The organism is Undibacterium sp. JH2W, assembly GCF_049340425.1.
GTDB lineage: Bacteria > Pseudomonadota > Gammaproteobacteria > Burkholderiales > Burkholderiaceae_D > Undibacterium.
The window spans coordinates 14,747-27,566 of record NZ_JBMPOT010000022.1 but is presented as its reverse complement, the minus strand read 5'-3'; the positions used below and the strand labels follow the sequence as shown (position 1 = coordinate 27,566).

At 49.9% G+C, this 12,820-nt stretch carries 11 protein-coding genes; 8 read left to right on the top strand and 3 right to left on the bottom strand.

All coding sequences use genetic code 11. From position 1 onward, the window contains the following. Positions 1–208: 208 nt before the first annotated feature. The gene (locus tag ACO0LC_RS25290) at positions 209–970 is read left to right on the top strand and encodes a substrate-binding periplasmic protein (protein WP_423008400.1); all 762 of its coding nucleotides are present in this window, start codon (positions 209–211) and stop codon (positions 968–970) included. A 175-nt stretch (positions 971–1,145) separates the two neighbouring features. Continuing rightward, complete coding sequence (locus tag ACO0LC_RS25285) at positions 1,146–3,359, top strand: TonB-dependent receptor plug domain-containing protein (protein WP_423008398.1); 2,214 nt, start codon at positions 1,146–1,148, stop codon at positions 3,357–3,359. 34 nt (positions 3,360–3,393) lie between these two features. Here ACO0LC_RS25285 and ACO0LC_RS25280 read toward each other — a convergent pair whose 3' ends face one another. Further along, the gene (locus ACO0LC_RS25280; RefSeq protein WP_423008396.1) at positions 3,394–4,020 is read right to left on the bottom strand and encodes a hypothetical protein; all 627 of its coding nucleotides are present in this window, start codon (positions 4,018–4,020) and stop codon (positions 3,394–3,396) included. A 76-nt stretch (positions 4,021–4,096) separates the two neighbouring features. Next, entirely contained in the window at positions 4,097–5,470 is a 1,374-nt protein-coding gene (cysS, locus tag ACO0LC_RS25275; RefSeq protein ID WP_423008394.1) for a cysteine--tRNA ligase, read from the bottom strand. Between the two features lie 397 nt (positions 5,471–5,867). Here cysS and ACO0LC_RS25270 point away from each other — a divergent pair, with 397 nt between their 5' ends. Then, on the top strand, positions 5,868–6,959 hold the full coding sequence (locus ACO0LC_RS25270) for a GGDEF domain-containing protein (RefSeq protein WP_423008392.1): 1,092 nt from the start codon (positions 5,868–5,870) through the stop codon (positions 6,957–6,959). A 59-nt stretch (positions 6,960–7,018) separates the two neighbouring features. After that, entirely contained in the window at positions 7,019–7,675 is a 657-nt protein-coding gene (leuE, locus tag ACO0LC_RS25265; RefSeq protein WP_423008390.1) for a leucine efflux protein LeuE, read from the top strand. A gap of 22 nt (positions 7,676–7,697) precedes the next feature. Here leuE and ACO0LC_RS25260 read toward each other — a convergent pair whose 3' ends face one another. Then, a complete protein-coding gene (locus ACO0LC_RS25260; protein WP_423008388.1) occupies positions 7,698–9,119 on the bottom strand; it encodes a PLP-dependent aminotransferase family protein in 1,422 nt (473 codons plus the stop codon). 181 nt (positions 9,120–9,300) lie between these two features. On the opposite strand from ACO0LC_RS25260, the gene ACO0LC_RS25255 reads away from it, so the two are divergent. The 4 genes from ACO0LC_RS25255 to ACO0LC_RS25240 all read left to right on the top strand — a co-directional run bounded on the left by ACO0LC_RS25255 (position 9,301) and on the right by ACO0LC_RS25240 (position 12,800). Next, on the top strand, positions 9,301–9,924 hold the full coding sequence (locus ACO0LC_RS25255; RefSeq protein WP_423008386.1) for a LysE family translocator: 624 nt from the start codon (positions 9,301–9,303) through the stop codon (positions 9,922–9,924). 34 nt (positions 9,925–9,958) lie between these two features. Continuing rightward, positions 9,959–10,831: a DMT family transporter gene (locus ACO0LC_RS25250; RefSeq protein ID WP_423008384.1), complete on the top strand. Its 873-nt coding sequence runs from the start codon at positions 9,959–9,961 to the stop codon at positions 10,829–10,831. Positions 10,832–11,085: 254 nt separating this feature from the next. Next, positions 11,086–11,544, top strand: a complete 459-nt coding sequence (locus ACO0LC_RS25245; protein ID WP_423008382.1) for a RidA family protein — start codon at positions 11,086–11,088, stop codon at positions 11,542–11,544. 62 nt (positions 11,545–11,606) lie between these two features. Continuing rightward, the gene (locus tag ACO0LC_RS25240; protein ID WP_423008380.1) at positions 11,607–12,800 is read left to right on the top strand and encodes a PLP-dependent aminotransferase family protein; all 1,194 of its coding nucleotides are present in this window, start codon (positions 11,607–11,609) and stop codon (positions 12,798–12,800) included. The last annotated feature ends 20 nt before the right edge of the window (positions 12,801–12,820 follow it).

The window sequence follows — 12,820 nt, the reverse complement described above, 5'->3', positions numbered from 1 at the left end:
CAATTGCTTGCCTGCTGCTTTTTTATAGCAACATTGTTTGAGCTTGGGGAAGGTGAGGCCGCTTTGGCAGATTTCAAGATGCTTGCTTAAATGATATTAAGATCAGCCTAAGAGATACATAGATATTTGTGTTTTTTGCAAAATATCACTAGACTCAAGGACATGGCAGCGTGTCTGGAATTGATATTGAGGCTTAGGGAATGACTTTATGTTGCTAAAAGGATGGAGTTTGCTCAGCTTTTGCCTGTTGTGCGGCTATGCTTCCACACTCACGGCGGCCAATCTTTATCTGACGGAAGTGACTCCCTTTGCTTTCGTCAAGGATGGCAAGGGTAGCTATGATGGTATCAATGTACGCATAGCCCGTGAGTTGAGCAGGCGCTCAGGCGTGTCTCTGGAGCTGGTGGTAGTGCCCAGCGCCCGCCATCTCTTGATGTTTCCAGCAGATAAAGAAGCCTATAGTATTTCTCAGGCTGAGAATTTCACTGAACAAGAAGGCAGTTTTTTATCTGAAGTAACGCAATTCCCTATCATGGTGCTTGCACCACGCGGTGCCGTGCTAAAGAATTATGATGATTTGATTGCCCTCTCTATGGAGCGGGGTATAGGTATGATGCGCAGGCTGAGTTACGGCTCTTTTGGTCAGGATGAACGCGTCAGGAAAGTCGAAATCAATACCCTGGAAAATGGCATGCGCATGTTGGAAGCCGGGCGCATTTCTGGCATTGTCGGCAGCCAGCCAGCTCTTCTGGCTGCTGCTGAAAAAAATGCGTCGGCAAATTTGTTGGGCCCTGGCCTGGTCATTTCTTACGGTTCGCATGTGATGCGCGTCAGGCCAGAGTTTGCTTCCAGTGCGACTTCAAAAACCATCAGTTCAACTTTGCTGGCCATGAAAAATGACGGCAGCATAGCACGCATAGTGGATGATTTTTTGAAAGACCCCAGGGCCGGTTTGCAGACCACGAAATAGCAGGCTGCCGTAGTTTATCCTGACATCCAGAAATAAATTCCCTGTCACCTGATTTCGGGGTTTTATCACATTGCTATTCTGCTATAGTCTTGCCCACTTCATAATTCCTCCACCCTTTACTTCTGTCTACCTCGCCTGGTACTCAGCTATTTTCCTGCTCAACTTATCCACTGTCATGACCAAGCTTGTTTCAAGTAATAAATCTCGTTTATCGTCGCTGCAATATCTATCCTGTTTAAAGACTGGTGTAGCTGGAGTGGGGGGCTGGCTCTTGTTCTGGAGCGGCCAGCTTCATGCAACTGATGTGCCTGTAAAAAAAGACGATGTCGTGCAAACGGTAGAAGTGGCAGGGCCGGGTGCCGCCATGCAAAGAAAAAATGAAACAGCCGCCAAAATAGTCATCAATGCGGCAGAGTTGCTACAGTATGGCGACACACAATTATCATCCGTATTAAAACGCCAGCCCGGTGTTTCTGTTGTCGGCAATGAGTTGCGCATGCGTGGCCTGGGGTCAGGCTATACCCAGATATTATTGAATGGCGATGCCGTGGCGCCAGGATTTTCTATCGATAGTATCGCGCCTGAGCTGATAGAGCGGGTAGAAATCTTGCGCACCACGACGGCAGAATTCAGTGCACAGGCTGTGGCCGGTACCATCAACATCATCCTGAAAAAAGCGGCGGGCCGGGCCAGGAGAGAATTCAAATTTGGCCTGGCCCATGCAGACTATAACTGGAATCCCAGCCTGGCTCTGGAAGTGGCAGACAAACTCGCTGGTTTCGCCTACTCGGTCACTGGTAACTTGACAAAAACCGGCTATGAAAACAGACCCCAGGTGACAGAAAGTATTTATGGTGTCGAGGGAAAACTAAATACCCTGCGCCTGATGCAGCAAAAGAATCAGGGTGACAGTTGGCGTCTGGGCCTGAGTCCGCGATTGAATTGGAATCTGGACAATGGCGACACACTGGGCTGGCAAAGCCTGATTGATTTTTATCGCACAGTGAACTGGGGGTATGACCATGAAACCAGAGAAGTTGGCGATAATGATACGCAATACCCTAACAATAATTACCGCACTTCCACGCATACTGGTTTGTTGCGCACTGATTTGAACTGGTCCCACAGAATAGATGCGGACAGCAAGCTGAATGCGAAGCTAGGTCTGAATTACAATAAGCGCGAGACTGATTTTAATTTTTATGGTTATCCTGCGCCTCAGGATCAGCCTTTCAACCGGCATGTCGTATCGAATGCGGCAGAAACCAGTGTCAGCAGTAGCGGCAAATACCTGAGCCGCTTTCGCGAAGAGCATAGCCTTGCCATTGGATGGGATGGTACTTTGACACAACGCAGTGAACTTCGCTTGCAATTTGACCGGCCGACTAATTCAAATACCCTCAATGAGCCGCTAGTGGAAGACTACAAAGCCAATGTACGCCGCATAGCCATGTTTGCCCAGGATGAATGGGATGTGACGAACCGTCTGCAAGCCTATCTGGGTTTGCGCTGGGAAGGTTTAAATACTGAGACTACGGGGCGTTTAATGGCACCCGTGCAGACACGGTCCAGCGTCTGGAGTCCTGTCATGCAAATTCTATGGAAACTGCCTGAGCAAGAGAAAGATCAGTTGCGTTTTGCCTTGTCCCGCACTTATAAGGCACCCACGCCACGCAGCCTGGTGCCACGGCGTTACACGGCAAATAATGACAATGGCCCGACGAATCCAGATTACCAGGGCAACCCACAACTCTTGCCAGAACTGGCCTGGGGCGCTGATCTGGCGTATGAATCTTATTTCGACAAGAATAGTATGTTGAGTCTGTCGGCCTATGCCAAGCGGGTACAGGATGTGACTATGCAAAATCTCTATGAGCAAAATAAGGTCTGGATTACTTCACCCTATAACCATGGCACGGCCAAAGTGATGGGGATAGAGGCGGATGCAAAGTTCGCTCTACAGAATTTTCTGGCTGCAGCACCTCCGCTGGAAGTACGGCTGAATGCAGCACGTAACTGGTCGACACTGGATGCCATATCAGGGCCAGATAATCGCCTGACCGACCAGGTGCCCTTGACTGTCAATCTGGGCATGGATTACAAGCGCAGTGAACTGCAATCATTTGGCTTCAATTTCAATTTGCAGACAGGTGGTCATGTGCAGGCCACATCTGGCTTGCGCACCTATACGGGCATTAGTCGTAATCTTGACGTGTATGGTTTGTGGAAACTTGAAAATAAAATGCAATTGCGCCTGTCAATGAGTAATCTCTTGCATCAGGATATGTTGCAGGCTTCAGAATATAGTGATCCTGCAGGGCGCACCGTGCGTCGCATGGTGACACCGGCAAGTGCGACGATACGCTTGCAGTTTGAAAAGAGTCTGTAAAAAATCGGGAGGCATCTCCCAATTTTCTTGCACTTCACCTGGCCCCCACTCCTTTGAATTTCTCGGGATCAAAATCGGCGATATCAATTTTTCCGAAATGCTTAGGCGGGGTGAAAATCTTTTCTTTCACCTTGTCTGGTTCAAATGCCATAAAGGACGATTCGGATACTTTGACCAATTGCCAGGTATCGTCTTTCTTCGAGTAATTGAATTGATAGGTATTGGCCCAGCGCCAGTTGCTGCCACCGTAGTGCGAGACTGAAAAGGTCTTTTTTCCTGCTGTTAAATCAGAAAACGGATCGCCAAATACACCGCCACAGCCGGAGCAAAAAACGACTTTGTCATTGGTCTTGACCAGCTTTAATTTACCGTCAGCCTGACGTATGGCGATATTCAAAGGCCGTTGTCCGTGATCTATGGGATCATCATCAGGATGTTTCTTTTGTTTTTCCAGAATGAAAACATAATCAGGCTTGTCATCGCCATTCAAGTCTGCCACTTCATAAGACAGCAACTTAGTGTTGGGCAAGATGAAGGGGCGTAACTCTGCTGGTATGTCTTTGCCTTCTATATAATCTGTCGCCATGCTGATTGCTGGGACCAGCACAAGACTAAAAATGACGGCAAATTTGCTGGGCATTAAATTAAATTTTTCAAACATATTGCTTTCCTTAGCGTTCACCCAAAAAAACAGGGGAAACGATAGTTTCCCCTGTCTTATACTTCACAGCGTCATATTATAGTGCCTTGATTTGCATGCCATCGGCTTTATCTTCAACTTCATAACCCAGTGCGTGTAGCTCACCACGCAGGCGGTCTGCCTCTGCCCAGTTCTTGGCTTTGCGTGCTGTCTGACGTTGCTCTGCCAGGCTTTGCACTTCTGCCGAAATAGCCAGTACAGCAGGCTGCCATTGCGCCAGGCCCAGGCCAAATACCTTGTCGAACTCTGTCAGCGTGGCTTTTTTATCGACATCGGACAAGTCGGCTTTCAGCATTTCCCAGACCAGTGCCAGAGCACGCGGCACATTCAAGTCTTCATTGATGAAGACGGTGAATTTCTCACGGTATTCTGCGCTGACACTGCCACCCTGTGGCCATGCATGGTAAGTCTCGCGCAGGCGTTGCAGGGCAGTTTGCGCTGACAACAGGGCTTCAAAACTGAACTGCATCTGGCTGCGATAATGTGCCGTCAGGCACAGGTAGCGATAGGCCAGCGGATCGATATTCTGATCGAGCAGGGTTTGCAGGCGCAGGAACTCACCAGTTGACTTGGACATCTTGCCAGAATCGATTTGCAGGAAATAACCATGCATCCAGAAGTTGGCCAGGCGGGTGCCATGGCAAGCCTGGTTTTGTGCTATCTCATTGCTGTGGTGGATGGCGATATGGTCTTCGCCACCGCAATGGATATCAAACCAGGGTGTCAGGTATTTGGCCGACATGGCAGAGCATTCTATATGCCAGCCAGGGAAGCCACGACCCCAGGGGCTATCCCATTCCATTTGACGGTGTTCATCCGCTGGGCTGAATTTCCATAAGGCGAAGTCGGTCGCATGCAGTTTTTCACCAAGTTCAACACGGCTGCCAGCCTTGATGGCATCGCGTTTGATACGTGCCAGGAAGCCATAGTCATCCTGCTTGCTGGTGTCAAAATAAATGCCATCGCTGGTGCGATAGGTATAGCCATTTTTTTCTATGGCAGCGATGAAGTCGATTTGCTCAGCGATATGGTCGGTGGCCTTGCACCAGATCGCTGGTTCCAGGATATGCAGTTTTTGCAAATCATCTTTGAAGGCAGCCGTAAAACGGTCGGCAATCTGCCAGGCAGATTCACCGGCTTTGCGGCTGCCTTTTTCCATCTTGTCTTCTCCGTCATCACCATCGGACACCAGATGGCCGACGTCGGTGATGTTGATGACATGGCGTACGGTGTAGCCATTCCATTCCAGGGCGCGGCGCAGCAAGTCTTCAAACAGATAAGTGCGCAGGTTGCCTATATGGGCATAGTCATACACGGTAGGTCCGCAGCAATACAGGCCCACCCAGTCTTTGTTCAAAGGGCTGAAGGGGCGCAAGCGGCGTTCCCAATTATCGTAGAGAAGTATGTCCATTTGTTGTGAAAATAGCTAAGTGTGAATGTGGTCTAAATTGAAGGAGGGTGCTTAGGGTATTACTCAAGACAGGCTGGCAAGCTAAGGCCATGCTGCGTACGGATTTGCAGGCTCAACAACAACAGGTCGTATTCGCAACTTGTGTTTGCGCGGACGCAGACATGCCTGCTACAGGCGTGTCGCCTATGCAATCTTTAACATGTTGGTGGTCCAAGTGAGGCATATAATTATGATGAATAATTCGATGACTAAATCCGTTATATCTGAAACCCAGAAGCTCAGAGTGAGAATGTAGCATAGATATGCGCTCTTGACCAAAGTTGAGCACATTGATCGTCGACAGGCGTGAATAGATGTAAGCAGGCCAAGAGCAGCTGAAAAATAAAACGGTGCAAAAATGCAAACGAATTATAAAGATGTCAGTGAAGAGAATTATCGCTCTCAATACACCAAACAAGACAGGGCACAAGTCCGCAGGGTGGTGCGCATCATGTTGTGGGCGTTTTTACCTTTGGCATTGGTGGATGTGCTATTCCATGAATTTGCCCTTCCCCTGGCGCTCTTGTTGTTGATACGCCTGGCGGCCTTCGCTTATTCATTATGGCTGGTAAGGCTATATGCGACCGAAGAAAATGTCCCCAAGCTGGATCGCTATGCCATGTATTGGATAGTCGTGGTCTTGTCGACGCAGTTCATCAGCAATGCCTGTTTGCCACGTGATTATCTGGGACACTATATGGTCGATGCCTGGCTGGTGTTAATGGCTTTCATTTCCTTGCCACTGGCCTTGAACGTGTTGCGCATTCCTTTGTATTTATTTACTGCGGCATCTTGTCTGCTGCTCTTGTACAAGCAATCGGGTACTTTTTCCCAGGCTGCCAGTGTCTTGCTGATTTTGCCCGCAGTTGCCATCACTGGTCATGCCATCGCTGCCTATGTACACAGGTATAGGCGCAAGCTTTTGAGTGCTGAGCAGGAGCTGGAAAGACAGGCAAATATCGACCCTGTTACGGGTGTCGCCAACTGGAAAGAATTCATGCGCATTTCTGACGGCGAGTTGCAACGCCATCTGCGTCTGGGCAAACAATTGTCCATGCTGGTGCTGGATCTGGATGATTTCAAACATCTGAATGACCTGCATGGGCCACAAGTGGGTGATGTTATCCTGGTCGAAGTCAGTCGTCGTGTGAAACGTGCCATGCGTTCTTATGACTGCATAGCCCGATATAGCGGCGAAGAATTTTGCGTGCTCTTGCCCGAGGCATCGGCCGAAGATGCCACAAAAATTGCTGATCGCACCCGCGCTACCGTGGTCGCCATGCCAATTTCTGTCTCAGGTACGGAGATGAAGGTGAGTGCCAGCGTACGTACTGCGACCTTGCGCGAAGGTGATACAGCATTGAGCCTGTTACGCAGGGCTGGAGAAGGTTCGGGTGGGCATCAGCAAGAAATGCAGCAAGATGTTAATCTCATGCCCATGCCTGTGTAGTTTGTTAAAAATGTCGCCGGCTCAGCATAGATTAATCAGCAAGATGTGAGGGCAGTGAAATGAATTTTTATGGCGTGACCGATTTGTGGACTTATGTATTGGGTGCCTTGGGCATTATCTTGTTGCCAGGACCTAATTCCCTGTATGTATTGGCGGTCGCTACTGCCCGTGGCGTACGTGAAGGGTATAAGGGGGCATTAGGGATTTTTGTTGGTGATAGTATTTTGCTCATGCTGACGGCCCTGGGCGCAGCAGGCATCTTGCGTACTTATCCGGCTTTGTTCATGGTGGTCAAATATGCGGGTGCTGCCTATCTGGCCTGGGTGGGAGTAAATCTGATCTGGGCTGCGATACAAAAATGGCGTAACAAAACTGCAACTATGGCAGAAACACAGGCGACGGCTGTCAATATGCAAAACCCTTTCAAGCGCGCCCTGGTGATCAGTCTCTTGAATCCTAAGGCAATTTTGTTTTTGTTGTCTTTCTTTGTGCAATTCATTGATCCCACTTATCCGACACCGGCGATTCCTTTTTTGATACTGAGCGCCGTAGTCATGGTATTCAGCAGCATTTATCTATCGGTATTGATCTTCCTGGGCGCTCGTCTGGCACGCAACTTTAGCCAGCGCCGTCGTTTGTCGGCCAGCTTGTCCAGTGGTGTGGGTAGTCTGTTTCTCTGGTTCGGTGTCAAGCTGGCCAATGCCAGCCTGCACTGATATACAATACTTCCTTAATTCTTTAGTTAATCTCACGCTTCAGAAACTCCCAGACACCAGGATCAGACATCGCTGCAATATTGATGCGCATCTTGGTGGAAGGGAGTTGGCTGGGTGAGAACAAACTGCCGGGGGCCAGCAGATAACCCTGTTCCATGGCTTTCTCGGTCAGCTTATTGGTGTCGCAGCCCGTCTCGGTCCACAGGAACATGCCAGCGGGTGTGCGGTAATCGACCTTCATGCCTTGCTGTTCCAGACGTTTGGTGATGTCATCGCGTACGCCATCGAGCTTGACGCGTATGCGATCCACATGTTTGCGATAATGTCCCTCTGACAAAATTTTATACACGACGCGCTCGCCAATTTCTGTGGTTGTCAGGGTAGATAGCATTTTGCGATCGGCCAGGCGTATCGCCAACTCAGGTGAGGTGGCAATAAACCCTACCCGCAGATTAGCGGCCAGCGACTTGGAAAATCCACCAAGGTAAATTACCCGGTTCAACTGATCCAGCGCAGCAATGCGGGTGGCAGCCTGCACCGCAGGGCCGGGATGCATGTCGCAATACACATCATCTTCAACGATCATGAAATCATGCTCTTCAGCTGCCTTCAAGACCTGAAAAGCCTTGGCGGCTGACAGCGAGGTGGAAGTTGGATTGTGCAAGACCGAGTTGATGATATACAGCTTGGGCTTGTGCAGGGCGGCCAGTTCTGCCAGCTTGGCCACGTCCGGCCCATCATGCAGGCGCGGTATGCCTATCACCTTGGTGCCCAGGATGGCGAAAGAACCAAACATCAGGAACCAGGCCGGGTCATCGACAAAGATGGTGTCGCCGGGCTGGGTAAATTCACGCGCCACCAGATCCAGTGCCTGAGTGACGCCACTGGTCATGACGATTTGCTCGGGCGAGGCGGCGATTTCCAGTTCAGCCATCTTCAATTGCAATTGCTGGCGCAAAGGCAAAAAACCTTGCTGGGTACCGTAATGCAGCAAGAGGTTCTGGTTCAGCCTGCTGATGGAGCGCAAGCCATTTGCCACCAGTTCACCATCGAGCCAGTCATGCGGTAATACACCGGAGCCCGGCATTTTTTGTGGCGGCAATTGGCGGAACATATTACGTACCAACCACACCACATCCAGATTTTGGGTGACTGGGGCGATTTGTGCAGTACTCGACACATTGTTCAACATCGAAGCGCGTTCACGCACAAAAAAGCCTGCTCCCCGGCGCGACTCCAGATAGCCCTTGGCAACCAGCCTGTCATAGGCTTCCACCACAGTAAAGCGCGACACTGCTTGTTCATCGGCAAACTGGCGTATCGAGGGCATGCGCGCGCCGGTGCGTAGCAATTTGTCGTCGATGCGGTTGGCCACAGCATTGACGATTTGTTCAACCAGAGAACCGCCAGAGTCGCGTGAAATAAAAAAAGTGGGTGTCAGCATTGCAAGTCTCCAGACTGATCTTCTGTAATGGAAGGTTGGCCATGACAGTATAAATATTATCGCTTGTAGTGTATTGGTACTGTATTGGTTTTTGCGTTTAGGATAGCACAAACACTACATCAAAAACCGGAGATTCATATGCATAGACAGCGAAGTAAATTCTATAGGCAAGGGGTACAAGATGCCCATTGATACATTGATGGCATTTGCCTTGTTTGCCCTGGTGTCATCCATCACCCCAGGGCCGAATAACCTCATGCTGTTGGCTTCTGGTGTGAACTTTGGTTTTCGTGCCACCTTGCCTCACATGCTGGGGATCAGTATAGGTTTCATGATACTGGTTTTGGCAGTCGGAACTGGCCTGGCAGGATTGTTGACGACTTTCCCATGGTTATACGTAGTGCTCAGATGGGCAGGCGCTGCGTATTTGCTTTACCTGGCCTGGAATATAGCCAATGCCGGGCCCTTGGAAGACAAGGCTGCAGGCAAGGCTGAAAAAGCTGAGCAGGCTCGTCCCATGAGTTTCATGAGTGCGGCTGCTTTTCAATGGGTTAATCCCAAGGCCTGGGTTATGGCACTGGGGGCTTTCAGTACCTATATCCCGGCCACAGGTGGATTCCTCGTCGTCATTCTGGCTGCAGGCATTTTTGCTGTCATCAATTTACCCAGTGTAGGGATGTGGGCCTTGTTTGGCGCCAAGGTCAGACATTTGCTGAAGGAGGAGCGCAATCTGCGCATCTTCAATTATGGCATGGCCTTGCTACTGGTTTTGTCGCTATACCCTATGTTAGTGAGTTCGCAATGATAACTAGTACTCTGAATATGCCGGCAGGTCCATCATGCTGATACAAGAAAACAAGGGCATGGCCCTGGGCCTGGCTGGTGTCATGATTTTCAGCCTGACCCTGCCATTTACCCGTATGGCAGTGGCAGAACTTAATCCCGTTTTTGTCGCATTGGGGCGGGCGGTGGTGGCGGCCTGCTGTTCTGGTCTGCTGTTGTGGATGCAGGGAGCAAAATTGCCGCAGCGCGCACAAATGAAACCACTGCTGATTACCTCTCTGGGAGTGGTGGTTGGTTTTCCCTTGTTCAGTTCTGTCGCCATGGCTTATGTACCTGCTACACACGGCGCTATTGTGCTGGGTATCTTGCCCTTGGCCACGGCCTTGTTTGCAGCATTGCGTTTTAATGAAAAGCCATCTACTGGCTTTTGGGTGATGGCGGTACTGGGTAGTGGTCTGGTGATCGTGTTTGCCCTGATGCAGGGCGGCGGTTCATTTCAGCTTGCCGACCTGGCCTTGTTTGTCGCCGTGATCGCTGCTGCCATGGGTTATGCCGAAGGTGGGCGATTGTCACAAAGCATGGGCGGACAGCAAGTGATTTCCTGGGCTTTGCTGTTGGCTTTGCCAGTTATACTCCCCGTGACGACCTGGCTGGGTTGGCATTATGGTGTGCAGGCTTCTGGTCGCGCCTGGGCCGGATTTGCCTATGTTTCGGTATTTTCCATGTTCATCGGCTTTTTCTTTTGGTACAAGGCTTTGGCTATCGGTGGTATTGCCCGAGTCGGTCAGATTCAATTGCTGCAACCATTTATGAGTTTGCTGGGCGCAGCCATGATATTGGGGGAAGTCTTGACTGGCCGTGAAATTTTTTTTGCGCTGGCGGTCATTATTGTCGTTGCCTTAGGACGGCGCATGAATATTCAACGGTGAATTTCATGGAAAGCGCTTGCTGACCAAATTTAATCTGCCATTAGTCATACACTAGGGGGTGTTAATCGGCAGGGTGCGGGCTTACAATAGAGGACTGGTATTTGTGCTTGAATTGCTTGTGTATCAAGAGAACATTTGCCGGAATAAAATTTGGACTTCTGCAAACGCTTAAAGTTTGCAGGAAATAATAATAAAAATTTAATTACCCCTAGTGCGTCAGTGAGGGCTGCTGCGCTTTTTTCTGGAAAATAGACATGTCATTTTACGAAAAGCTTGAAGCATTAAATATCGAATTACCTGCCGTGGCAGCACCTGCTGCTGCCTACGTCATGTATGCACAAACCGGAAATACCGTATTCCTGTCCGGCCATATTGCCAAAAAAGAGGGCAAGCCATGGGTAGGTCAATTGGGTAAGAATATCTCTACTGAAGAAGGCAAGCTGGCAGCACGTGCAGTCGCGGTTGATTTGATGGCTACCTTGCAGGCAGCCTGTGGCGGTGATTTGAATCGTGTCAAACGCATCGTCAAGCTCATGAGCCTGGTTAATTCCACGCCTGATTTTACCGAGCAACATCTGGTGACGAATGGTGCCTCTGAGCTCATCGGTGAAATCTTTGGTGAGCAAGGCAAGCATGCACGTTCAGCCTTTGGCGTTGCCCAGATCCCTATGGGTGCTTGCGTAGAAATTGAAATGATCGTCGAGATCGCCTGATTTTTATAAAACAATAAACTTGCCCGAGATGGCAATCCTAAACGAGAGATAGTGAGACCAGCATGAAACTTGAGAATCCCAGCCCCATAGAGTGGAAATTTTCTGACCGCGCCGAGCAGTTGCAAAGCTCTGCCATCAGGGAAATTCTAAAAGTGACCATGCGTCCTGAGGTGATTTCTTTCGCTGGCGGTTTGCCATCTCCAGAAACTTTTCCGGTAGAGCGCATGCGCGCCGCCTTTGATAAAGTCCTGACGCAACAAGGCAAGTCAGCGTTGCAATATGGCCCTACCGACGGTTATGCGCCTTTGCGTGAATTTTTGGCAGACTCTTTGTCTACCAGTGATTCAAAAATCCTGCCTGAACAAATCATGATGGTGTCTGGCTCCCAGCAGGGTCTGGACTTGCTCGGTAAAGTTCTGGTCGATGAAGGCAGCAAGGTCCTGGTGGAAACGCCTAGTTACCTGGGTGCATTGCAGGCATTTTCCGTTTATCGCCCAGCATTTGAATCGGTGGATACTGATGAGCATGGTCTGGTGCCAGCTTCAGTCGCCGCCAAAGGCGCAGGCGCACGCTTGATGTATGCATTGCCTAATTTCCAGAACCCAACCGGGCGCACCCTATCGGTAGAGCGTCGCTACGAGCTGGTGGAAACTTGTGCCCGTATGGGTATTCCGCTGGTAGAAGATAACCCCTATGGCGATCTGTGCTATAGCGGTGAGCCTTTGCCTAAAATGTTGAATATGAACCCGGGTGGCGTGATCTACATGGGCTCTTTCTCCAAGGTGCTGACGCCAGGTATACGCCTGGGTTATGTCGTTGGACCAACACCGCTGATACGCAAACTCGAGCAAGCCAAGCAGGCTGCTGATTTGCACACAGCACAACTGACACAAATGGTGGTGTATGAAGTCATCAAGGATGGTTTCCTGAGTGAGCATATCCCTACCATCCGTACTCTGTATGCCAAACAATGCAATGCCATGCTGGAAGCAATGAGCAGGCATTTCCCTGAGGGCGTGCGCTGGACCAAGCCTGAGGGCGGCATGTTCATCTGGGTGACCCTGCCTGAGCATATGGATAGCAAGCAATTGCTGGATGAGGCGATACAACAAAATGTGGCCTTTGTTCCTGGTGGTCCTTTCTACGCCAACAATCCTGAAAAAAATACCCTGCGCCTGTCTTTTGTGACGGTGTCGCCTGAACGTATCAATGAAGGCATAGAAAAACTGGGTAAACTGATTAAGGCAAAAATCTGATCGCCATGTAGCGCGCGCAT

Excerpts from the sequence above, each read along its gene's own strand:
- ACO0LC_RS25280 (WP_423008396.1), bottom strand. The coding sequence starts at position 4,020 with ATGTTTGAAAAATTTAATTTAATGCCCAGCAAATTTGCCGTCATTTTT.
- ACO0LC_RS25260 (WP_423008388.1), bottom strand. The coding sequence starts at position 9,119 with ATGCTGACACCCACTTTTTTTATTTCACGCGACTCTGGCGGTTCTCTG.
- ACO0LC_RS25285 (WP_423008398.1), top strand. The coding sequence starts at position 1,146 with ATGACCAAGCTTGTTTCAAGTAATAAATCTCGTTTATCGTCGCTGCAA.
- ACO0LC_RS25270 (WP_423008392.1), top strand. The coding sequence starts at position 5,868 with ATGCAAACGAATTATAAAGATGTCAGTGAAGAGAATTATCGCTCTCAA.
- ACO0LC_RS25245 (WP_423008382.1), top strand. The coding sequence starts at position 11,086 with ATGTCATTTTACGAAAAGCTTGAAGCATTAAATATCGAATTACCTGCC.
- ACO0LC_RS25290 (WP_423008400.1), top strand. The coding sequence starts at position 209 with ATGTTGCTAAAAGGATGGAGTTTGCTCAGCTTTTGCCTGTTGTGCGGC.
- ACO0LC_RS25240 (WP_423008380.1), top strand. The coding sequence starts at position 11,607 with ATGAAACTTGAGAATCCCAGCCCCATAGAGTGGAAATTTTCTGACCGC.
- ACO0LC_RS25250 (WP_423008384.1), top strand. The coding sequence starts at position 9,959 with ATGCTGATACAAGAAAACAAGGGCATGGCCCTGGGCCTGGCTGGTGTC.
- ACO0LC_RS25255 (WP_423008386.1), top strand. The coding sequence starts at position 9,301 with ATGCCCATTGATACATTGATGGCATTTGCCTTGTTTGCCCTGGTGTCA.
- leuE (WP_423008390.1), top strand. The coding sequence starts at position 7,019 with ATGAATTTTTATGGCGTGACCGATTTGTGGACTTATGTATTGGGTGCC.
- cysS (WP_423008394.1), bottom strand. The coding sequence starts at position 5,470 with ATGGACATACTTCTCTACGATAATTGGGAACGCCGCTTGCGCCCCTTC.